14 protein-coding genes are annotated in these 21,112 nt (G+C 50.3%); 4 read left to right on the top strand and 10 right to left on the bottom strand.

Going from position 1 to position 21,112, the window contains the following annotated elements; genetic code table 11:
* The first annotated feature begins 49 nt into the window (after positions 1 to 49).
* From ACM9J1_RS04250 to bioB, 3 genes are all read left to right on the top strand, one after another.
* A complete protein-coding gene (locus tag ACM9J1_RS04250; RefSeq protein WP_415580697.1) occupies positions 50 to 976 on the top strand; it encodes a bifunctional riboflavin kinase/FAD synthetase in 927 nt (308 codons plus the stop codon).
* Positions 977 to 1,105: 129 nt separating this feature from the next.
* Complete coding sequence (locus ACM9J1_RS04245) at positions 1,106 to 1,558, top strand: hypothetical protein (protein ID WP_415580696.1); 453 nt, start codon at positions 1,106 to 1,108, stop codon at positions 1,556 to 1,558.
* Between the two features lie 113 nt (positions 1,559 to 1,671).
* On the top strand, positions 1,672 to 2,757 hold the full coding sequence (gene bioB / locus ACM9J1_RS04240; protein WP_415580695.1) for a biotin synthase BioB: 1,086 nt from the start codon (positions 1,672 to 1,674) through the stop codon (positions 2,755 to 2,757).
* Between the two features lie 71 nt (positions 2,758 to 2,828).
* Here the strand turns inward: bioB and ACM9J1_RS04235 are convergent, their stop codons facing one another.
* A complete protein-coding gene (locus ACM9J1_RS04235; protein ID WP_415580693.1) occupies positions 2,829 to 8,819 on the bottom strand; it encodes a choice-of-anchor D domain-containing protein in 5,991 nt (1,996 codons plus the stop codon).
* Positions 8,820 to 8,976: 157 nt separating this feature from the next.
* On the opposite strand from ACM9J1_RS04235, the gene ACM9J1_RS04230 reads away from it, so the two are divergent.
* Complete coding sequence (locus tag ACM9J1_RS04230; RefSeq protein ID WP_415580692.1) at positions 8,977 to 9,453, top strand: regulatory protein RecX; 477 nt, start codon at positions 8,977 to 8,979, stop codon at positions 9,451 to 9,453.
* On the opposite strand, the gene ACM9J1_RS04225 is transcribed toward ACM9J1_RS04230, so the two are convergent.
* From ACM9J1_RS04225 to ACM9J1_RS04185, 9 genes are all read right to left on the bottom strand, one after another.
* Entirely contained in the window at positions 9,450 to 10,598 is a 1,149-nt protein-coding gene (locus ACM9J1_RS04225) for a beta-ketoacyl synthase N-terminal-like domain-containing protein (protein ID WP_415580691.1), read from the bottom strand. The genes ACM9J1_RS04230 and ACM9J1_RS04225 overlap by 4 nt on opposite strands.
* Before the next feature lie 222 nt (positions 10,599 to 10,820).
* Complete coding sequence (gene bioA / locus ACM9J1_RS04220) at positions 10,821 to 12,095, bottom strand: adenosylmethionine--8-amino-7-oxononanoate transaminase (protein ID WP_415580690.1); 1,275 nt, start codon at positions 12,093 to 12,095, stop codon at positions 10,821 to 10,823.
* A gap of 17 nt (positions 12,096 to 12,112) precedes the next feature.
* Positions 12,113 to 12,736, bottom strand: coding sequence for a dethiobiotin synthase (gene bioD, locus ACM9J1_RS04215; RefSeq protein WP_415580689.1), 624 nt, complete (start codon positions 12,734 to 12,736; stop codon positions 12,113 to 12,115).
* Positions 12,737 to 12,812: 76 nt separating this feature from the next.
* Entirely contained in the window at positions 12,813 to 13,226 is a 414-nt protein-coding gene (locus tag ACM9J1_RS04210; protein WP_415580688.1) for a putative signal transducing protein, read from the bottom strand.
* The gene (locus tag ACM9J1_RS04205) at positions 13,226 to 14,362 is read right to left on the bottom strand and encodes an aminotransferase class I/II-fold pyridoxal phosphate-dependent enzyme (RefSeq protein WP_415580687.1); all 1,137 of its coding nucleotides are present in this window, start codon (positions 14,360 to 14,362) and stop codon (positions 13,226 to 13,228) included. Before ACM9J1_RS04205 ends, ACM9J1_RS04210 begins: the two co-directional genes overlap by 1 nt.
* 106 nt (positions 14,363 to 14,468) lie before the next feature.
* On the bottom strand, positions 14,469 to 14,750 hold the full coding sequence (locus ACM9J1_RS04200; protein ID WP_415580686.1) for a FoF1 ATP synthase subunit delta/epsilon: 282 nt from the start codon (positions 14,748 to 14,750) through the stop codon (positions 14,469 to 14,471).
* Between the two features lie 78 nt (positions 14,751 to 14,828).
* Entirely contained in the window at positions 14,829 to 16,340 is a 1,512-nt protein-coding gene (gene atpD / locus ACM9J1_RS04195) for a F0F1 ATP synthase subunit beta (protein ID WP_415580685.1), read from the bottom strand.
* Between the two features lie 237 nt (positions 16,341 to 16,577).
* Complete coding sequence (locus ACM9J1_RS04190) at positions 16,578 to 18,065, bottom strand: G-D-S-L family lipolytic protein (RefSeq protein ID WP_415580684.1); 1,488 nt, start codon at positions 18,063 to 18,065, stop codon at positions 16,578 to 16,580.
* A gap of 13 nt (positions 18,066 to 18,078) precedes the next feature.
* Positions 18,079 to 20,832, bottom strand: coding sequence for a carboxypeptidase-like regulatory domain-containing protein (locus ACM9J1_RS04185; RefSeq protein ID WP_415580683.1), 2,754 nt, complete (start codon positions 20,830 to 20,832; stop codon positions 18,079 to 18,081).
* Between the last annotated feature and the right edge of the window lie 280 nt (positions 20,833 to 21,112).

Genomic DNA, 21,112 nt, shown 5'->3' with positions numbered 1-21,112 from the left:
ATTCCGCAATTTTAAAAAGTATAATTACCTTTGCGCTTTCAAAAATAGCGTGAGGGTTTTTAATTCTATAACGACTTTTCAGTCTCCGAAAAAAACGGTGGTAACCATCGGCACGTTCGATGGCGTGCACATCGGCCACAGGAAAATCCTGTCGCGGGTACTGCGTGATGCTTCTGAGTTGGATTGCGAAAGTGTCGTGCTGACGTTCTTTCCGCATCCGCGAATGGTTTTACAAGGGAATGACGGCATCAAACTGTTAAATACCATCGCCGAAAAAGAGCTCCTTTTGAAAGAAGCAGGGCTCGAAAACCTCATCGTTCACCCGTTTGACAAGGACTTCGCAAACCTCTCGGCCCGCGAATTCGTCGAAGATGTCCTGGTCAAAAAACTGCGCGTTCAAAAAATCATCATCGGGCATGACCACCGCTTCGGTAAAAACCGTGATGCCGGCATTGACGATTTAATTTTGTTCGGGGAAGAATTCGGTTTTGAAGTCGAACAAATCCCCGTGCATGAAATCGATGATGTCGCGGTGAGTTCCACCAAAATCCGCCACGCGCTCAACGAGGGCAAAATGGATTTGGCCAACGATTATTTGGGTTATCCGTACTTACTAACCGGAACCGTCGTCAAAGGCCGCCAATTGGGCCGGACGATTGGTTTCCCAACGGCTAACCTACAAATCGAGGAGTCGTATAAGTTGATTCCAAAAAATGGCGTGTACGTCGCCCAAAGCAAAATTGACGGCCAGACGGTAAACGGCATGCTCAGCATCGGGACAAATCCGACCGTGGGTGGAAAAGACTTGTCCATCGAAATTTACTATTTGGATTTCAATGCCGATCTGTACGGAAAAAACCTGCTTATTTCCATACTTCATTTCATTCGGGACGAGGACAAATATGACTCGATTGACCTGCTGAAAACTGCGATTGAAAACGACAAGGCCGCAACCTTGGCCTTCCTGCGTAAGTAACCTCAGGGACATTTTCCGGTATTAAAGTTTTACTAAAACGAAAAAACGCCTTTTGTTTTTTGGCTAAATTTATAATAGCACGATGGCTTGCCGCCGTCATTTTTATTCATCCACCAAAAAACCAACGTTATGAAATTCAAGAGAGAACTTACCAACGGAATCCTAATTTTCGTCCTGATGGGCATTTATTTCCTTATCATGGAATCGGCCAAACTTTCACACATTTTCTATCTGCGCATCTTCAATATCGTCTTTGTCATTTACGGCGTCAACCGCACCATTAAAGGCAACTACGAAGCGGGCGTGCGAGGTTACTTTACGCATCTCATGGGTGCCATGATGACGTCCATGATCGGCGCGGTACTGAGCATTGCGGCATTGCTGGTTTACTTAAAATCGAAAGGCGGCGCTGGTTATTTGAACGACCATCCGATGCGTTACATTTTCGGGTCCGAGACCACAAGCGTAGAATATTTTTGCATCGGACTCTTTTTCGAAGCCGCTGCCGCGTCCTTGGCCGTTTCGTTTTGCCTCATGCAATACTGGAAAGACAAAGTGGAAGTCATCAACAAAGTAGATTGATAGACCTAGAAAATCATCATAAAGCTTGCCCCGCGGCAGGCTTTTTTTGTGGCCGAATAAAACTTTTTTACTCCATTTGAATTGGTTACTTTTGGCAAGACAAAACCACATCCATGAGCGACATCAAACACCACTGGACCAAGGAAGAAATCATTGAAATATACAACAAACCGTTGATGGATTTGTTGTTCGAGGCGGCATCCGTACACCGTAAATACCACGATCCTAATGTGGTACAGGTTTCCACATTGCTGTCTATCAAAACCGGCGGTTGTCCTGAAGACTGCGGTTATTGCCCGCAAGCCGCCCGCTACCATACTGATATTGAAGGAAACGACCTGATGTCTGTCACGCAGGTGAAGGCGCAGGCCTTACGTGCGAAAGCCAGCGGATCCTCGCGCGTTTGCATGGGTGCGGCGTGGCGGAATGTCAAGGACGGACCCGAATTCGACCAGGTCTTGGAAATGGTGCGAACCATCAACAAACTTGACATGGAAGTATGTTGCACACTGGGCATGCTTACCGAAAACCAGGCGCAACGTCTCGCCGAAGCCGGATTGTACGCCTACAACCACAACCTCGACACCTCTGAAGAATACTATAAGGAAGTGATTTCCACGCGCGGTTTCGAAGACCGTTTGCAGACGATTGAAAATGTCCGAAAAACCAATGTAACGGTCTGTAGCGGCGGCATTATCGGCATGGGCGAAAGCGTCGAAGACCGCGCCGGCATGTTGGTGGCTTTGGCGACATTGAACCCTCAGCCGGAATCGGTGCCGATCAACGCGTTGGTTGCTGTAGAAGGCACGCCGATGGAAGACGAAAAACCGGTGGAAATCTGGGAAATGATCCGAATGGTTGCCACGACCAGGATTGTTATGCCCGAAACGCAGGTGCGCCTGTCTGCCGGACGCACGAACATGAGCCGCGAAGGCCAGGCCATGTGCTTCTTTGCGGGCGCCAACTCTATTTTTGCGGGCGACAAACTGCTTACGACGCCAAACCCTGACGTAAACGAAGACATGAAGATGTTTGAAATGTTAGGCCTGCAGCCACAGAAACCATTCATCAAATTGATGCAACCGAAAACCGTTGAAGCGGAAGATTCGCAATTCCAATCTTTGGGCGAAAAACCAAAATGGTCGCGGCCAGGACATGCCATCGAGCGCAACTTGGCAGCTTCCGGAAAAGGAAAATAAGAGCAATACATGCATAAAAAAATCCCGTTTTGAAGCGGGATTTTTTGTTTTTATTGAAATGTCATTCGCTGTTATTTCGACACTACTTTCTTGCTCACCGTTGCGCCGTTATCGAGCGTAACTCTTACGATTAAGGCTTGTTGTCTGGCGATATTACTGATGGTAAATTCGTTCGCATCGATGCCGGATTTCTCGAACAACTGACGGCCCAGAATGTCATATACAGCCACCGACTCGATATTGGCCATCGGCGATGTCACTTTGATGACACCATCGGCAGCGGCCACAAAAATCTGGGTTGCCGCTATTTCAACTTCTGGGTTGCCCAGCGAAGACGCGGTGTAGCGCAATTGAAAGCGTTCGTCAAAAGTACCGGCTTGCGTATCAAAACTGTAGGCTGATTCTTTGAGATTGTGGATCACGTTGAGCCATTTATCTTCAATGTAAACCGGCATAGCTTCATCGGCGAAAATACCTTCGGTCTGGCCAATGGTGATGGAATAATTCCCCGGCGCCATGGCATAGTAGCCCAATGGGACGATATCGTCCGCATCAAATGCCGGACGTGCTTGGATGCGATAAGGTTCATTATCAATCAACGAATAAAAACTCACAGAATTCTGCGACGGATTTACCCTGCCGTCGAAAGCGGTGTCAACACCCAAAGTCGTGTTTTGGAAATAGGCCACCAATTGTTGGCTGAACAAACCATTGGCATGCGTGAAATTAAGCCATAACCTGTCCTTTTGCGAAACTTGTGCCTGTGCTGACGATGCCATCCTGAAAAACTGACTGTTGTTATACGTCTTGCTCCGCATACTGTTGTTGAATGTGGCGGCGGTTGCACCCGTAGCGGCTTCCACGAAAAATCCTTCGCCCGAGGCAATTTCGCCCGTTGGAATGGCGCTTCCGGTAGCGCTGGCCACGCCGCCAGACATCGTATAAGATGCATAGTCAGCGGTGATGAAATTGTATTGATTTGGCCCCGGGATCGGCGCGATTGGCGCGTTATGCGTCCAGAAATACAATGTTCCTGTAATCTGATTCGACAAGACCGCATTGGCATTGATAAAATCGTATCCCGACAAAGCGGACGGATATGGGTTGCCAATCAGGTTAAAGTCGTCGTTTGTGTTTGCCACATTCTGACTTTGCGCCAACGGAATGGTAATCACACCATTGTTGACCGCGCCGGAGAAGTTCACCGTTGCCACAGCAGTCGGCGAAAACACCACCGATGTCGGCCCCATGATCGCGTAGCCTTTGCCATTCACCATCGTGGTCGCCGGACCGGCAAATTGCCAAGCATCGCCGTTGTCATCAAACCCATCGGCAGGCGCCAAACCGGTAGAAGCCGTTAAAACATCCATGAACGTTGCCGTATTGAAACGGAAGGAATAATCTGTACGCCATCCGGTAAATGTGGTGCCGATATTGGCGTTGGCCACCGGCGACGACCAATACGTATAATCGAACTTGCGATACGGAGCCGTAATTCTCGTGACTTGCGTCGTGCCGCTGTTGGTTACTACGCCGGCATCGTCTATCATCACCAGCGAACCGTCATCCTGGACGGACAATGTGCCGCCGACATTTACCGTTAAATCATTCTGAATGTTCACATAATCGTTCGGCGAAACCGTCAATGTCGCTGGGCTGTTCACCACAAGACTACAGGCATCGATATCGCCATTCACACTCGTATTATATGACCCATTGATGACGGCGATGTTGCCGATGGTCGGCGCACTTGGCGACCATGTTGTGCCGTTCCAAGTGCACGTGAGCGCTTCACTGATTTTGATCGCGTTTGTCGCGGTGTAACAAGTACCGGTATTCTCCCTGATCTGGCAATAATACTGGTAGCCGTCAAGTCCTGCAATGTTCGAGATGTTCAAGGTTGCCGCCGTGGCGCCGGAATAAACGCCGGAATTCGTCAATGCCGTCCATGTAGCCGTGTTCGGTGCTACAGCATACCATTGGTAGGTAAGCCCTATGAGATCCGGGAAGCCTTCGGTACCGGCAACCGTCATCGAAATGGCTTTACAAGACGGTGTGTAGTTAGGGTTTTGCGTGACTGTCGGTGGCGTGCCCGTTGAAAAATCGTAGATGCCTACATTGGTGTAATCGTTGTCGGCACAGGCTGTCCCTGGATAATCGATGATGTTCCAGTCGTTGTTATTGTACGTTGTATTCGGCAAAGGCGACACGGTATTCTTTCTTCGGAAAGTGGCGCCATTGGTTCCGATTGATGCCGGTGCCCAATTCGTGCTCCCGAAAACACCCCAACTGTCAATTTTTGTTGCGGCTTTAAACAATCCAATGTGGTCATGCCCGCCCGACGTAAAGTTGACACCGCCGCCCGCATTCACCTGTACAGCATAAGAACCGTCTCCGCCAGGTGTCGCGCAGGAATTGTCATCGCCTAAAGCAATCACATAAGTCGCTCCGGCGGCGATTGTTCCGGTCAGTGCGAGTGTGAAACCGAATGCGCCACCATTGTTCGCCGTCTGGATGGAGTACGACCCCGCTCCGAGGTTAATCGCCGAAGCGGTTGGATTGTAGAGTTCTACATAGGAAAGCCCGCCGTTATTGGAATCGGTAACCTCGCTGATGAAAATCTCCGTCAACGTCGCACCGCCCAAGCAAGTCGCTATCGCATTATCCACTACCGTAAAAATATTCGATGCCGTACAGCCTTGCGCATTGGTCGTAACCAAGTTACCCGTTACCGCGCCGGCCGGCACTATTACTTTGATGTGCGTGGCGTCTATCGGTGTAACGGTGGCTGCGATACCGTTGAAGGTAACGGTGGCTCCCGTAAGGTTATTGGCCACTGCGGTGATGGTTACTTCGGTTCCCACAGGTCCGGAAGTTGGCGTCATGGTGTTGGTTGCCGTGGCACAATTCCCGCTACCTTGTATGTTGAACGTATATGTTGGTTCGTCGGCATCATCGCTGTAAACCGTCACCGTCGCGTTGCGCGTACCAGCGGCCGTCGGTGTAAACGTGACGCTGAAAGTGGTGTTGCCACTCGCGGCTATCGACGTTGCAGGCATCACCGAAATGGCAAAATCTCCGGGGTGTGCGCCGCCAAGTGTGACGAAAGAACCGGTCAACGTCAAGGTCGCAGTTCCCAAATTCTGTATTTCATAAACCTTAGGTGCAGAGGTCGTGGCGATTGTCTGACCCGCAAACAAGGTAAAGTCCAGTCCGCTTGGCGTGTTGCCCGGCGGGATTGTGATGCTGTTGCCGCGAATGTTGATCTCCGGTGCCGGCACGACGCCAACTCCTGTAAAATTAATGGTGTACGAAGCTTCGTCCGGATCATTGCTCGGAATCACGATGCTGCCCGTAAACGTACCGCCTGCCAATGGCGTAAAAGTCACCACGAAAGTTTTTGTGCCCGATGGCCCGCTAACGTTTCCTGCAGTATATGCCGTTGTGTAAACGTAAGGCGCAGCGGGCGATGTGGTCGGTAAGCCCACCGTCAAAATCTGCTGCCCAATATTCTGGATCGTAAAAGTGACTGCGTTGGTGTTACCAACCAAAATGCTCCCGAAATTATACGTCCAACCCGAAGCATTACTTACCACGCTTGCACCGCCGTAAACATTGATGTCTGGATCGCGCCGTCCGGCCGTGACGTGGTTGGTTGCCCCAACGGTACAAGGAACCGTATTGGTGACATTTGTGACGGGATTCACAGTACTGCCTCCGTTAGACCATACCGTTCCGTTCCATTTGTTACCGATGTAGTTGGCTTCTTGTGCGGGCGAATTCACATCAACGTCCAAGTAAGTTCCACTGGCCGTAAATGCAGTTGGCGCCGTAATTCCCGAAGTCGTAACGTCCCAATAACGAGTGATGTATTCACTGGTTGCGTCAAAACTCGGATGCTTAATGTCATTGACCGCAACACCCGCATAAGCGCTGGCATAGGTGCCGCCAGTAAAACTGACCGTTACCGGGGAATACTGTGATCCGTCAGCGGAAGCCGCACGATCACCTACAGGAAACGTGTAAGCGCCGGCCGCCGTAAATATTTTTCGAAGAGATGCAGAAGCGCCGTAACCGCCATCGGCGATAACATAATTGGTCGACGAAGACGTAATACCTGCCGCGGCAGCCATTGTCAACGGATTATTACCCAAGTCCAGACAACCGCTGGTCAAAACCAGGTTGGCGTTTACCGTCAGTGGCGTACCCAATGTACAGGCAACTGGTGTAACGGCGGTACGGTTTATCGTAAACGTTCCTAAATTCTGAGCGCCGGCCGTGAAGTTCATGGTGCCGATGCTTCCCGTTCCCAATAGTGAAATATTGGAACCTGTGGTTCCTGAAAAAGTTCCTGCTCCGGATATGGTGTTGGCGATGCCCGCTGATCCGATAGTCAGCGTCCGACCCGAAGAAATTCCGAAGATGTCGGCAGCGCTGCCGAAACTGATGGCGTTTCCACCGATCGGCGCAGTAACCGTTAAGTTCCCCACGCCAGATAATTGTACGGTACGGCTACCAACGGAGTCAAAAACAATATAGGGTATGGTAAGCGCTGTGGAAGAGGTAATCGATTGTGTTCCTGACGACTTTGTAAACCAAACCGCGCGGTTATTGCCGTTAAAGGTTCCAGTATTAGAGAAATCGCCGCCAATACGAAGATCATCACCTGCGGCGTTCCCCAAGGTCATCGTTCCTGTAAGTGTGAGATTTCCGGCGATTGTCAGCGTACCGCCCGAGGCGCCGCCGCCGTCGGCCATATTGAAATTCGCAGCCGTAGCAACCGTAAGGTTACCTGCAATGGCCTTGGCCAAAGGCGTTCCGTTATTGTAATTAAGTGTAGTTCCGGGGCTGACGATTACGTTGTTCGGATAACCCGGCGTTACGCCAATCGTGCCCACGCCCAACGCCATCCATTCAAAGCCACGGCCATACGGTGCGCCTGTATTGTAATTTAAGGTCGATGCGGCGCCATAAATCACGGCGTTGCTAGCGAAGTAGCCGCCCGAATTGATCACGCACGAGCCATTCATGGTCAAAGTTGACCCGCCGTTGAACGTAACACCAAGCGAGCCACCTACGTTACATGCACCGGAAATCGTTCGAGACGTGCTGTTCAACGTGATGCCGCCCTGGATCAGGCTTACGTCCACCGGCCCAGATGCTGCTGGCCAATACGGATCGGTGTTGGCGACGCCGTAATTTCCGGATGTATTGAAAATCAGTCTTCCGGCAGCGCCATATGTAAATGCAGTGCCCGTAACCGAACCGCCGGTATTGATTTGAAAAGTACCATTTACGGTAGTCGATGCCGAACGGGTAATTCCGGCCGCCACGCTCACATTATCGCCCGCCAGAATGGTCACTGTGTCGCCATTGGCCGGAACGCCTACCGGATTCCAAGTAGCCGCGGTATTCCAATCTCCGCCGCCCGTGCCGTTGGACACTTTCCCTGAAGCAGCAGAAAGCGACCCTCCGATGGCCAAACCATACTGACCCGCCGCCGGAGAATTGAATCCCCAGCCACCCGTTGTGGTTTGCCCGCTGGCGTAAAAGCGCAAATAAACAGTTGTTCCTGCCGCGACATTTTGCAATGCCGCAATGCCGGAAACGTCAATCTGCGTTAGCGTAGCTGGAGTTCCTATGAGCACTTGGGGAGAAGCAATCAGCGTAAACGTTGTACCGTCCAAACTATACGCAAATTGATTGGAAACACCTGGTGATGCCGCAAAACTTGCTGTTCCCGCAAAACGCGCATCTATAGTGCTCAAGGACATTTGATATCCGGTCGATGCGGACAGCGTAATTTGAAAGTAGTCTGTGTTAGCCGTAGCAATACCATTGTTCTGGAAACCAGTCGTACGAAATGAATTGGCTCCAGCACTGGCTGCGGCGCCACCACCACGGGTCATCGTAGAAGATGCGTCCATATTGGCGTCATAAACTTCGGCAACCGAAGTGGCAACGGTGTTTTCACCGGTGAAATCCCAAGCGGCAATTTGCGCTTGCGAAACCTGACCTGTCAAAGCAATTACAAGCGCGATAAAAAGTAATCTCAATTTCATACTGTAGGGCATCTTTCTGGGTTGACATTCGCTCGGGCTGGCGTGCGGTTAAATCACAACAGTCCGGCCTACAAAATTAGATTTAATTTGCTTAATTTCAATACTTTTGCATTACTAATTTGTTAACACAATATCACCTGTTCTCAAACGATTTCGCATGCAAAACCCGTTGACAATCAATGAAGTTACGAAAAAGATGGAAACCTACTGCGCCTATCAGGAACGTTGCCATGCCGAAGTGGTTTCAAAAATGCGGAATCTTGGGCTGAAGTCTGTCGAAATAGATGAGATCGTCGTGCATTTGATTGCGCAGAATTTCCTCAATGAAGAGCGGTTCGCTCAAGCCTTTGCGCGCGGCAAGCACCGTATTAAAAACTGGGGCGTCCAGCGCATCGTCAATGAATTGAAAGCCAAGAACATATCGTCTTACAACATCAATACAGCGCTGAAGGAAATCGATGCCGATGAATACCTGACCGCATTTCACACGCTGGCGGAAAAACACTGGGAAAGCCTGACGGAAAAAAATGCGCTCAAAAAACGAAAGAAGTTTTGTGATTTCTTGTTACGAAAAGGATACGATGCCGATCAGGTTTATGCGAAAGCGAAGTGGCTGGAAAAAAACACTGACTAAGACTTGCGCAACAACACGCTTACTGCATTTCCGCCAAAACCCACGGAATTGACCATAATGTAATCCAGCTTTTTCGCAGTTTGTTGCGGCTGGAAAGGCGTACCAACGAACACCTGATGCTGCAACATCAATATTGCCATTTCTACGCTCAACATGCCCGAAGCGCCAAAAGTGTGGCCGGTTTTCCATTTGTTTGTCGTGACCAAAGGCCATTTATCCCCAAAGATTTTTTGGACGGCTTTGAGTTCTGACATGTCACCCGAAATTGTTCCCGGCGCATGCATGACGATCGCGTCAACGGTTGGGTTTCCGGCGTCGGCAAGCGCCATGGCCATTGATTTTTGGAAACAATCAGCCGCCGCGGAAATGGAAACCGGATGTTCCAGGATTTCTGTGGCGTAACCAATGCCGGCGATGAGCGCAAGTGCACGTGAAGTATCTTTTTCCACGCAACAGACTGCGGCGCCTTCGCCCAATATCATCGTATTCTGCTTTTTGTTGAAATCGCCGGCGCGACACGGAAACGCGTCGTCTTGCTTGGCGTAAATTTTCATGGCCTGCATTTGCGCAACCGTAAAACCCGTAAGTGGTGCTTCGCTGCCGCCCACAAGGAACTGCGACGCCATGCCGGACCGCAACCAAGCCACGCCGTTGAGCAGCGCATGTAGTGCTGTTGAGCAGGTGATGGAATGTGAAATATCGGGGCCGGACGCCTTTAAATCGTGCGCCACCCAAGAGGCGATGTTGCCCAATGTCGTGGTGGGCGATGCCAATGTTTTGGTGCGGCCTGTCTGGATGAAATCAAGGTGATGTTGTTCAAATAAAGCCGTGGCACCCCGCGACGAACCGATGTTAACCCCAAAATTACCGTCGTGCCAGCCCGCGTTCTTGACGGCTTGGCGTGACGCAGCAATCGCCATCAGGACGGAGCGGTCCAACAATTTGTAATGCGCGTCACTTTGGCGGAGCTGGGCAAGGATTTCCTCGGACGAAGCATCGAGCGGGGCGACCGGCGCGCTTTGGTTGCCGAAGGATTTTTCGGTGAAACAATGGCGGCCGGATTGATAATTTTTCCACACGTTTTCGGCCGAATGCCCAAGCGGGGAAACGGATGCGATGGCGGTAATGGAAATAGGCTCGTTCACGGGAATTTTTTGCAAAAGTACGATAAAATAAAAGTGTGTTCCGGGAATTTTTACACTGGAATGATCAGGCCGCGGCCCGCGTGAGGGATGGAAGCGGCAGCCCGCAGCGCCAGCGAGGACTACAGCGGACAGCCCGACGGCTTGACGACTGCTGTTGGGATAAATGAAGCCGCATAAGCCGGCACGCCCAAACCCGCGTACAATGCTCCTGAAATCATGACTTTAACTGACCTGATCCAGCGCTTTGGCGACTGTAGCGTAAATGGTGGCGAGTTGTTCGTTGGTGATGACGTACGGCGGCAAGATGTAAACGATGTTCCCGACTGGGCGAAGGATGACGCCGTTTTGAATGAAGAAATCGTAGAGTTTGTTGCGCAGGTTTCCGTAGTAACTTTCGTGGTTGTCTGTCTTGATTTCGATTGCGCAGATGACCCCGATCAAGCGGGTTGTGGCTACGCGTGGATGGGTTTTAATGGTGTCGAGAAAGTTGCGGTGTTGCATATTGATGCGCGACACATTTTCCTGCATGCCGGGTTGTTGCCAGAGTGAAATGGCGGCGAGTGCGGCGGCGCAACCAGTCGGGTTGGCCGTAAAGGTATGCCCGTGGAAAAGCGCTTTGTTGATGTCGTCGCTGTAAAACCCGTCGAAGATTTGTTGTGTGAATGTTGTAATGGCCATAGGGATGGTGCCGCCGGTGAGCGCTTTGGACAAACACATCATGTCCGGCTGCCGTGCGAGATAGTCGCAGGCGAACGTTTTGCCGGTTTTGCCGAAGCCGGTCATGACTTCGTCGGCAATGGTCAGAACATGACTTTCTTTACAGATGGCAATGAGTTCATCCAGAATTTGCGGTTCATACATGACCATTCCGGCCGCGCCGAGTACGAGCGGTTCGAAAATGAACGCCGCGCAGTCGTGGTTTTGGATGGCCTCGCGCAAGGCGGCCTTGCTGTCTTGTTCGCGTCCCGGAACTGGCACGGGAATGCGCACGACGTCTATCAACATGCCTTGGAATGCTTGGGTGAAAAAGGAAATTCCGCTGGCTGCCATCGCGGCAAACGTATCACCGTGGAACGCATCTTCAAAAGCAATGACTGTGGTGCGCTTCTGGTTTTGGTTGTGGAAATATTGGAGCGATGCCTTGAGGGCGACTTCAACTGCCGTAGAGCCGTTGTCGGAAAAAAACAGTTTTTGCTGGTTGCGCGGCAGGATTTCGATGAGTTTTTCAGCGAGCAATACGGCGGGTTCGTGGGTAAATCCGCCGAACAACACGTGCTCCAATGAGGTCAATTGTTTGTAGATGGCATCGGCAATGAAACGGTTTGAATGCCCGAAAGGATTCACCCACCAAGAGGCGATGGCGTCTATGTATTGCTTGCCGCTTTCGTCCCAGAGCAATGCGCCTTGGCCACGTACAATAGCAACAGGCGGTGCCGCAGTTTTGTGCTGCGTATACGGATGCCAGAGGTGTTTTCGGTCGCGGTCTGTAAGTGACATGGTAGTTGTAGCGTTGATTATCGGTCTAGTGCCAGTAAGTTATCGCGGAACTGGTCGGCGTAGTCAAGGATAACATTCTTGTCAAAGTATGGTTCTTGGTTGATGCGGCCGAGCTTGTCGAGGCCCGTTTTCTTGAGGATGATGTTTTCGGTGGAAGGGTTTTCATCGCCATTGAAAATGATACCGGCGATGTTGGTTTTCCTGTTGCGCAGCGCTTCCACGGTGAGCAGCGTATGGTTGATGCTGCCCAGGTAATGCCGCGAAACAACAACGATTTTATAATCTTCCCGAATCAAATCCGCAATCGTAGCCGTATCGTTCAAGGGCACGAACAATCCGCCGGCACCTTCAATGACGAGATGGTTTTCGGTTTTCGGTTCTTTGATTTTCTTCACGTCGATGTTCACGCCGTCAAGCTCGGCGGCCAAATGCGGGCTGGCCGGTGTGCCGAGCGCATAACTGTTTTCATGGATGACGGTTTTCTTGTTGGACAATAAAGCCGTGACTTTGTGGCTGTCTGACCGGTCCAGATCGCCAGCCTGAATCGGCTTCCAATAATCGGCCTGCAAGGCTTCTGTGATGATGGCCGAGGCGATCGTCTTGCCCACGTCTGTCCCGATTCCGGTTACAAATATCTTCATACGGATACAATTGGCTGCAAAGATACGCAAGCCATTTGATGACGCAGGCGAACAAGGGAGAAAATTGCCGTGACGTTTACTGGTCGGCTTTGAACTCGAAACCGCAGTCATTGCAACGGTAGCGGTATTTGATGAAGGGCAGCGCGCCGAGCAACAACGTCACCACAAAACCAAGTTTGGAGGAATCGTCTTTTACCGATGTCATCATGGTGACTTTTCTTCCGCTGCAATTCGGGCATTGCAAAGGTTCGCCGTTCTCGCCGAGCGAAACTGCACTGATAGACGAATACACCTGCTGCGCCTTCTCGATCTGTTCAGTCCTGACATACAATTTCACGCCGCCTACCGCCGTACTGTACAACGGATTGGCTTCCACGATATGGTTGTCGCGCAACGCCGTGTCAATGCCTTCCGCCTCGAGTTTGCCTTGGACGATGTAGGCTTCGGACGGAATCGAAAAGGTTTCCAACAACGTAAAGATTTCTTCCATCACAGTAATTTTTGCAACGCGTCGAGCAAGCCGGACATTTCGGTTTCGGTATTGTAGCTGTGCAAACAAATGCGCAATCGTTCTTGTCCAACCGGCACCGTCGGCGACAAGATGGCCTTCACTTCAAAGCCTTGTTGCTGCAACTGCAACGCGACAGATTTCACTTTTTCGTTTCCGGGAATGATGGCAGACTGTATGGCCGACTTACCATAGACGAACAACGGTTTCAACCCGAGCCGAAGCTTTTCACGGTTAAAGAAATTGATGTTGTCCCGAAGCGCTTGCCTTGCCACGGCGTCGTTCTGCAAATGTTGATACGCGGCGGCAATCGTGGCGAGCGAATGCGGCGGCAATCCTGTCGTATAAATAAAACTCCGGGCGAAGTTTACCAGATACTTCCGCAAGTCTTCGGCACCGATTATGGCCGCGCCATGGCAACCCAACCCTTTTCCGAAAGTCATGATACGAGCGAAAATGCGGTCGCCGAAAGGTTGCGCCAAGCCTTCCCCGCAATCCCCGAAAACACCCAGCGCGTGGGCTTCGTCGAGAATCAGGTAGCAACCGTACTCTTGGGCCAGCAAAACCATTTGTTCCAGTTGGGGCGAATCGCCGTCCATGGAAAATACCGATTCCGTAGCGATATATATTTCGGTAACGTTGTCTCGGTGCTTTTGGATCAACGACCGTAATTCGTCCAAATCATTATGCGCGAACTTAAACGATTTGGCGGCCGACAACCGAATGCCGTCGCGGATGGACGCATGCGAAAGTTCGTCAAACAGAATCACATCGTTGCGTTGCGGCACGGCGCTGAAAAACCCGACATTGGCATCGTACCCGGAATTGAAAAGCAGTGCCGATGGAGCCTGATGGAACTTTGCGATCTGGCGTTCGGTTTCCTCATACAACGGATAGTTCCCGGAAATCAATCGTGAGCCGGTGGCGCCGTTTTGGACAATGCCCTGACGGACCAAAATCTGGTGCGCAGCTTCAAAAATCGCTGCCGATTTGGAGAATCCGAGATAGTCGTTGGAGGAAAAATCGATCCTGTTGGAATGGACAGGCAACTGGCGCAAGGCATCGGCGCTTTCGCGTTGTTGCAATTTCTGTTGTAAAGATGCGGGAAAGTTGTCCATGAGGCAAAAGTAGGAAAACTTTACGGACGGACTGTCGTCGTCGCCCCGCAAGGTAAAAACAAAAAAGCCCGACAGTTGCCGGGCTTTTCCAATATATAGGCTGGTCTTAGTCGACCAGGACAATGACTTTGTTGTGGTTCATTTCAATCGTTCCCGATTGGATGGCCAGTGTGTAGGTCTTGTCATCAACCTTTGTGAATTTATCTTTGGTTTCCTTGCTGAACTGAAACGCATTGGCTGCAATCCTGATGACACCTGCCTTAAGGATGGATACAATGGGCGCGTGGTTGTTGAGCAATTGGAAACTGCCGTCCACTCCTGGAAGCGTTACCGAAGTAACTTCTCCTTTAAATAATGATGCTTCGGGCGATACGATTTCTAATGTCATAACTTCAATTGTGAATTATGAATTGTGAATTGTGAATTGGCGATCATTCACCATTCACCATTTACAATTCACCATTTATTAAGCTTCCGCCAACATTTTCTGTCCGGCCTCGATAACGTCCTCGATGGTACCTTTCAGGTTGAACGCCGCTTCCGGCAAGTGATCCAGTTCACCGTCGATAATCATGTTGAATCCTTTGATGGTGTCCTTGATGTCAACGAAAACGCCCGGGATACCGGTAAACTGTTCGGCCACGTGGAACGGCTGCGACAAGAAACGTTGTACACGACGCGCACGTGATACGGAGAGTTTGTCTTCTTCGGACAATTCTTCCATACCCAAGATCGCGATGATGTCTTGCAATTGCTTGTATTTTTGGAGGATTTCTTTTACGCGTTGTGCACAATCGTAGTGCTCATCGCCCAAGATTTCCGGAGTCAAAATCCTTGAAGTCGAATCGAGCGGGTCAACCGCAGGGTAAATACCCAACTCGGCGATTTTACGGGACAATACGGTGGTCGCATCCAAGTGGGCGAATGTTGTTGCCGGCGCCGGGTCGGTCAAGTCATCCGCAGGTACGTAAACCGCCTGTACAGAAGTAATGGAACCTTTGTTGGTCGATGTAATACGTTCTTGCATCGCGCCCATTTCCGTAGCGAGTGTAGGCTGGTAACCTACCGCCGATGGCATACGGCCCAAGAGTGCAGATACTTCTGAACCTGCTTGTGTAAAACGGAAGATATTGTCAACGAAGAACAGTACGTCTTTTCCTTGATCTGAACCGGCTCCGTCACGGAAATACTCCGCGATAGAAAGTCCTGACAAAGCCACACGTGCTCGTGCTCCTGGCGGCTCGTTCATCTGTCCGAACACGAAAGTCGCTTTGGATTCGCGCATACCCGGCTTGTCTACTTTAGACAAATCCCAGCCGCCGTTTTCCATAGAGTGCATGAAATCGTCACCATACTTGATGATGCCAGACTCCAACATCTCACGCAACAAGTCGTTTCCTTCACGCGTCCTTTCACCTACACCGGCGAACACGGAAAGACCGCCGTGGCCTTTTGCGATGTTGTTGATGAGTTCCTGGATCAATACAGTCTTGCCTACACCGGCACCACCGAAGAGACCAATTTTACCACCTTTTGCATAAGGCTCGATCAAGTCAATTACTTTAATCCCGGTGAAAAGTACTTCAGATGAAGTAGAAAGGTCTTCGAATTTCGGGGCCGGACGGTGAATTGGCATCCCGTCGTTACCTGCTTTAGGCAAGTCGCCCAAGCCATCGATAGCGTCGCCGATTACATTGAAAAGACGGCCGTAAACGTCCGGGCCGATTGGCATCTGGATTGGGTTTCCGGTAGCGACAACTTCGTAGCCACGGCTCAAACCGTCGGTCGAGTCCATCGAAATGGTACGAACGGTATTTTCACCAATGTGCGACTGTACTTCCAATACCAGTTTGGTACCGTCTTCCCTAGTGATTTCGAGTGAATCGTAAATCTTAGGAAGCTCAACATCCTTACCGCTGAAAACCACGTCCACAACCGGGCCGATGATCTGCGCAACTTTTCCTGTAACTTTTGACATTGCTTATGTTATTTAAATAGCTGTTTGAGATTGTTAAAGCCTGTTTTTCAACGGCTTCATTTTCGGGTGCAAAGGTAGCTTTTTAAAATAAAAAATCAATAACTTTTTGATAAAAAAATATCACCCATTTGCACTATTCTTTGCGCCGATGGCCAATCTTGAAAAATATCGTATGGATTGGCCAAAAATAAAAAAGCCATTCCGCTAGGGAATGGCCTTTTTACGTAAAGAGTGAGGTTAGAGTTGGGCCGGATACTGGATCTGGTAATCCGCAGGATCCACGCCCTTAAAGTTCGAGCCGTATTTGGCGTTGATGGCTTCAAGCATTTTGTTGGCGATGAGTGCGTAACCGCGAGCGCCAGGGTGAACACCGTCAAGTGAAAATGCACCGCCGGTCACGAATGACGCAGACATGTGGTAATTCCCGAAACGGATGCCACCGTTGTACACTTGCTGCAACAGCGAGTTGGCATCAAACAAGGCCAATCCTTTAGAATCAGCCAAAGTCGCGATAGACGCGTTATAGGCATCGGTTGCAGTCTTGATTTCGGCCACTTCGTCCTTAGACAATACCCAGCTGTCGGCCAATGGCACTGATAGCCCGTTTACCGCTGCAGGATTTCCGCCTACTGTTGTACCGATGAAACTGCGTGCCGTAAGCAAAATCAAATCTTCAGCAGTCGCCTGACGATAAGAAGGCAAACTCAAGCCCGCCAAGTTGGTTAGGTAACTATCAACGATAACAACTTTGTTGCCCGCGCCGGCCTGAAATGAAATCGTACGCCTTGTGGCTTCCTCCGGAGAAATCAATCCGTTGGCTGCTGCCACCTGCAAACCGCCGTTGTACGGAGCGAATCCGGCATTCAGCTGAGCAGCCGTCGCGGCATCAAGCGGCACCGGGTTGTACGGAACGGTCCTGAAGAACGGAATCGTTGTTACGTAAGGAATATTGCCAACCACGCCTTTCGCGCCATTGGCCGTCATGCCATCAAGCAAACCACTATATACGTTAGCGAAAACGCCCGGGTCGGTGATGTCGTTCGGGCCATAAGTTGCCGGGTTTAGGTTGCCCACCTGATTGGTTCCGGTTCCGCCCGAAGTAGCATACGCCAATACGTCGTTATTGCCAATCCAGAGCGAGAAAAACGTTGGGTTTTGTGCCATTGCATCACCTAAGATCGTGGACGATGACGATGAAGCGAAACGTGCGTAATATGGGTTGGCTTGCCCTGTTGCCACACCGGCCACGTTGCCATAGCCCGGCGCGATCAAATGGAAACTCTTGGCACCCGGAACGCCCATATTGTTGAATGGCCCGGTCAACTGGTTGGTCACTTCTGTTACTGGCGCAACCGGAAGGCTTCCGATATTTGGCGTGCTGCCCGAAAATCCTAGAATCGCCAAACGCGGCCCTTGGATTTGTGTGCCACCCAACAACAACCCGCCGATGTTGTCATCGCCCACGAACGGCGTCGTGAACGTGCCGCCGCCGGCCAGCGCAAATTGCTGGGACATGATGTTGGGGTAGGCATTTTCCTGTCCGCGCTTGAACAAGGCATTGTCTGAGAAACCAGCGGTGAGCGAGTTGCCCAACGCTACATATTTTGAAAAGTCGGCCGAACCTGCCGTGATGGGTTCATCTACAGTTCCGCCTTCATCATCGTCACTGCTACAGGCCGCAATGGTCAGCGAGAGCAAGAGCAGCCATTTATAATTCTTTATCATGGTTCTTTAATTTTTATGGGTTAATGGTAATCGATGCAAACCACTGTTGGCCAATTTGGCCCGCGCCAACCACTTGGATGTAATCTTCGCCGAACAAGTTAGCAGCGCCAACTTTCAATACCGTTTTCAACTTTGGAATCGCGTAGTTGATCTGTGCGTCAAGCACCGTGTTTTCAGGAACAACACCTGTTGCGAAAGATGATTGCCAGATGTACTCGCTGTTCCAACGTACATTGATGTTGAAACCAAAATTCTTGAATGCTTTCGGGTTTCCGAACGAGCCTTTCAAGCGGTGTTTCGGCGTGTTGAAACCGGCTACGAAATCTGGATCTTCTTCTTGGTCGAACTGGAACTCGGCGTAGTTGTAGTTGACGCCCAATTCGAAATCCTTGTAGACTTTTTTGGAAATGCCTGCGCCGAAGCCAAGCGATGTAATTTGCGATTCTGTGTTGGTGTACACTTGGTAAACCCTACGGTCGCCGTTGGCCAAAGCCTGAAACGATTCTACCGAACCTACGGTTCCATAATAAGGCGTGATGACGCGCGTAAAGTTGTTGAAATCATTGTAGATGTTGTAGTAGCCGCTGATGTCTACCGAAAGGTCTTTATTGACTACTGAGCGATAACCCACTTCGAACGCCTGAACCCTTTCAGGTTTGATCAGGCTGATGTTTGCTTTTTGGAGATCGGCAGGGTTGCCCGATGCTGCGAAAGCCGTTACCGAACGAAGCGTGTAAGCATTGTTGTAGGCATCTTCTCCTGTCAGGGTAACTTCAGCCGGGAAACCTTGCGCCTGTGCAGCAACACTTGTCGGGAGCGTTTCGACATAGCGTGTCAAGTTGTCTGAAGCCGAGCCAATCAACGCAAACGGGCCAAGGTCAAGACCGATATACAAATCCTGGGTGGTCGGGTTGCGGAAACCTGTTTGGTATGATGCGCGGAAGTTGTGGACTTTGTCTTTTCCTGCCGAATACACGAAGGCAACACGTGGCGACACGAATCCGTCGAACAATTTCGCCTTGTCATAACGCACCGATCCGGTGAACTTCAATCTTTCGTCTTTGAGGAATTTCTTGGTAACCTGTGTATAGATACCGAATTCTTCGTATCGGATCGGGCCGTCTGTATCGGTGAAGATTGTCCCTTCAGAATTCAACTCATATTGACGCGCCGAACCGCCGATCATGATTTCGGCGAACTTGATCACTTCCTTGAAGTTGTAGTTAACGTCTGAGTGGTAAATGCGGGAGTTGTCTTTAAACTTCGCGCCGGTGGTCAGGTTCGGGTCGTTGGTCACGGTTTCCAAAGCATTGTTGAACGCCGCAGTACCAGGCTGGAATTGTGGCAAACCGCCGCCGGTAGGAACCAATGGCAATCCCGGAGAAACGTTGGTGTCTGCGAAAGTACGTGAATAATTCGCTGCACTTTGCGCGTCAAGGCCCAAGACGGCACTAGACAGTTGATACGCCGTTGCATAATCCGTGAACCATTGCGTATTGGTTTTGGCCAAACGGTTGATGTTCCAGGCCGCGAAACGCATGTCGTATGAATCGCCTGCGTCTTCGTCGGTAACGTAAGCCCTGACAAAGAAATTGCGGTTCTTGACCTCAATCTTCCCTTGTTGCATCAGGAAGTTTTTCAAAGCGTAACGGTTTGCGCCTTGGTAAATCGTGTTACCGAAACCTACCTTATATTGTGCGATAATTTCAAAGTCATTTGCCCAAGGCTTGATGTGTGCCGAGAAATCTGCTTTGACACTTTTGATGTCGTTGTCGTTGAGGAAACGCTCTGCGTAACCGGTACGGCTCACCTGGCCCACGTTCGGGATAAAAGTCGTGACCTCATCGCCATAGATGTTCAATCCGTCATAGTTAGGGTTGGTGCGATCATTACCGCCGGAAGTGGTGCTGTTGTAATCTGCGGCAATCCATTCCGTCGCCCTGATGATATTGATGTTGGCCTTACCCGCAAAATGTGGGGTGAAGGCTTTTGCCATACGCAAACCAAAGTCGTAATAATCGTTAGTACCGGCTGCATCCTGATACGTTTTCCCGTATTTGAAATACGTCGAAACGCCTTCATTGGTGAACGGGCTTTTGCTGTTCATAAATAAAATACCGTTGAACGCATTCGCCCCATAAAGCGCAGAAGACGCGCCCGGCAGCAATTCTACGCTCGCCACGTCCAGTTCGTTAAGCCCGACAAGGTTGCCGAGTACGAAGTTGAGTGCCGGCGAGGAGTTGTCCATGCCGTCCACGAGCTGCATAAAACGCGTGTTGGCAACGGTTGCGAAACCACGGGTGTTGATGGATTTGAAAGACAAACTACTGGTGTTGAAATGTACTTCCTTGAGGTTTTCAAGCCCGTCGTAGAACGTCGGAGAAGAAGTCGCTTTGACATCGGCGGCGCTCATCCTTTCGATGGTGACCGGCGATTCGAGCACACGCTCAGGCGTTCTTGAAGCCGACACGACAATCTCATTGAGTTTTGTTTCTTCATCGGCCAGTGAAACCGTTACGGTACTGCCGGTTACGTTCACCGTCTTCGAAGCAAAGCCGATGCTGGAAACCTCGATGCTGAACGGCGGTTTTTTGTTGATGGTGAAATTTCCGCTGTCGTCGGAAACCGTCGCCGTCTCTTCGCCTGTTACTTTGATATTCGCGCCTGGAATCGGCAGCCCGTTGGAATCTTTTACAGTTCCGGAAACCGATTGCGCCGACATCATGCCACAGAAGAACAGTGACAAAATAAGCAAATACACTCTCATTTGGTTAAAGGGATTAGTTAGTTTATATCGCCAATGTACAAATAATATTGACATATAAAATACACCCGTTTTAAATTGAATGTTTATCGAATTATCAAAAATGTTGTGATTTATTCATTATCTGATATTTTTTTTAATTTTCATTAACACTTACTGCGATTGTGTGGCATAAAGTAGTATGCGTACATATAAAATTTGCGTTTTATGCAAAATCGTTAATTTTTCAACAGGTGTTTAAAACAAAAAAGCGGGACAAACGCCCGCTTTCCATAAAAATATC

Origin of the sequence: Flavobacterium longum (assembly GCF_965137575.1) — a bacterium.
Taxonomy (GTDB): domain Bacteria; phylum Bacteroidota; class Bacteroidia; order Flavobacteriales; family Flavobacteriaceae; genus Flavobacterium; species Flavobacterium longum.
This window is presented reverse-complemented; position numbering and strand designations above follow the sequence as displayed.

What these genes read in the sequence shown, in the direction of transcription:
- bioD (WP_415580689.1), bottom strand. Translation starts at nt 12,736, where the DNA reads ATGAAGATATTTGTAACCGGAATCGGGACAGACGTGGGCAAGACGATC.
- ACM9J1_RS04205 (WP_415580687.1), bottom strand. Translation starts at nt 14,362, where the DNA reads ATGGACAACTTTCCCGCATCTTTACAACAGAAATTGCAACAACGCGAA.
- ACM9J1_RS04185 (WP_415580683.1), bottom strand. Translation starts at nt 20,832, where the DNA reads ATGAGAGTGTATTTGCTTATTTTGTCACTGTTCTTCTGTGGCATGATG.
- atpD (WP_415580685.1), bottom strand. Translation starts at nt 16,340, where the DNA reads ATGTCAAAAGTTACAGGAAAAGTTGCGCAGATCATCGGCCCGGTTGTG.
- ACM9J1_RS04190 (WP_415580684.1), bottom strand. Translation starts at nt 18,065, where the DNA reads ATGATAAAGAATTATAAATGGCTGCTCTTGCTCTCGCTGACCATTGCG.
- ACM9J1_RS04230 (WP_415580692.1), top strand. Translation starts at nt 8,977, where the DNA reads ATGCAAAACCCGTTGACAATCAATGAAGTTACGAAAAAGATGGAAACC.
- ACM9J1_RS04200 (WP_415580686.1), bottom strand. Translation starts at nt 14,750, where the DNA reads ATGACATTAGAAATCGTATCGCCCGAAGCATCATTATTTAAAGGAGAA.
- bioA (WP_415580690.1), bottom strand. Translation starts at nt 12,095, where the DNA reads ATGTCACTTACAGACCGCGACCGAAAACACCTCTGGCATCCGTATACG.
- bioB (WP_415580695.1), top strand. Translation starts at nt 1,672, where the DNA reads ATGAGCGACATCAAACACCACTGGACCAAGGAAGAAATCATTGAAATA.
- ACM9J1_RS04210 (WP_415580688.1), bottom strand. Translation starts at nt 13,226, where the DNA reads ATGGAAGAAATCTTTACGTTGTTGGAAACCTTTTCGATTCCGTCCGAA.
- ACM9J1_RS04245 (WP_415580696.1), top strand. Translation starts at nt 1,106, where the DNA reads ATGAAATTCAAGAGAGAACTTACCAACGGAATCCTAATTTTCGTCCTG.
- ACM9J1_RS04235 (WP_415580693.1), bottom strand. Translation starts at nt 8,819, where the DNA reads ATGAAATTGAGATTACTTTTTATCGCGCTTGTAATTGCTTTGACAGGT.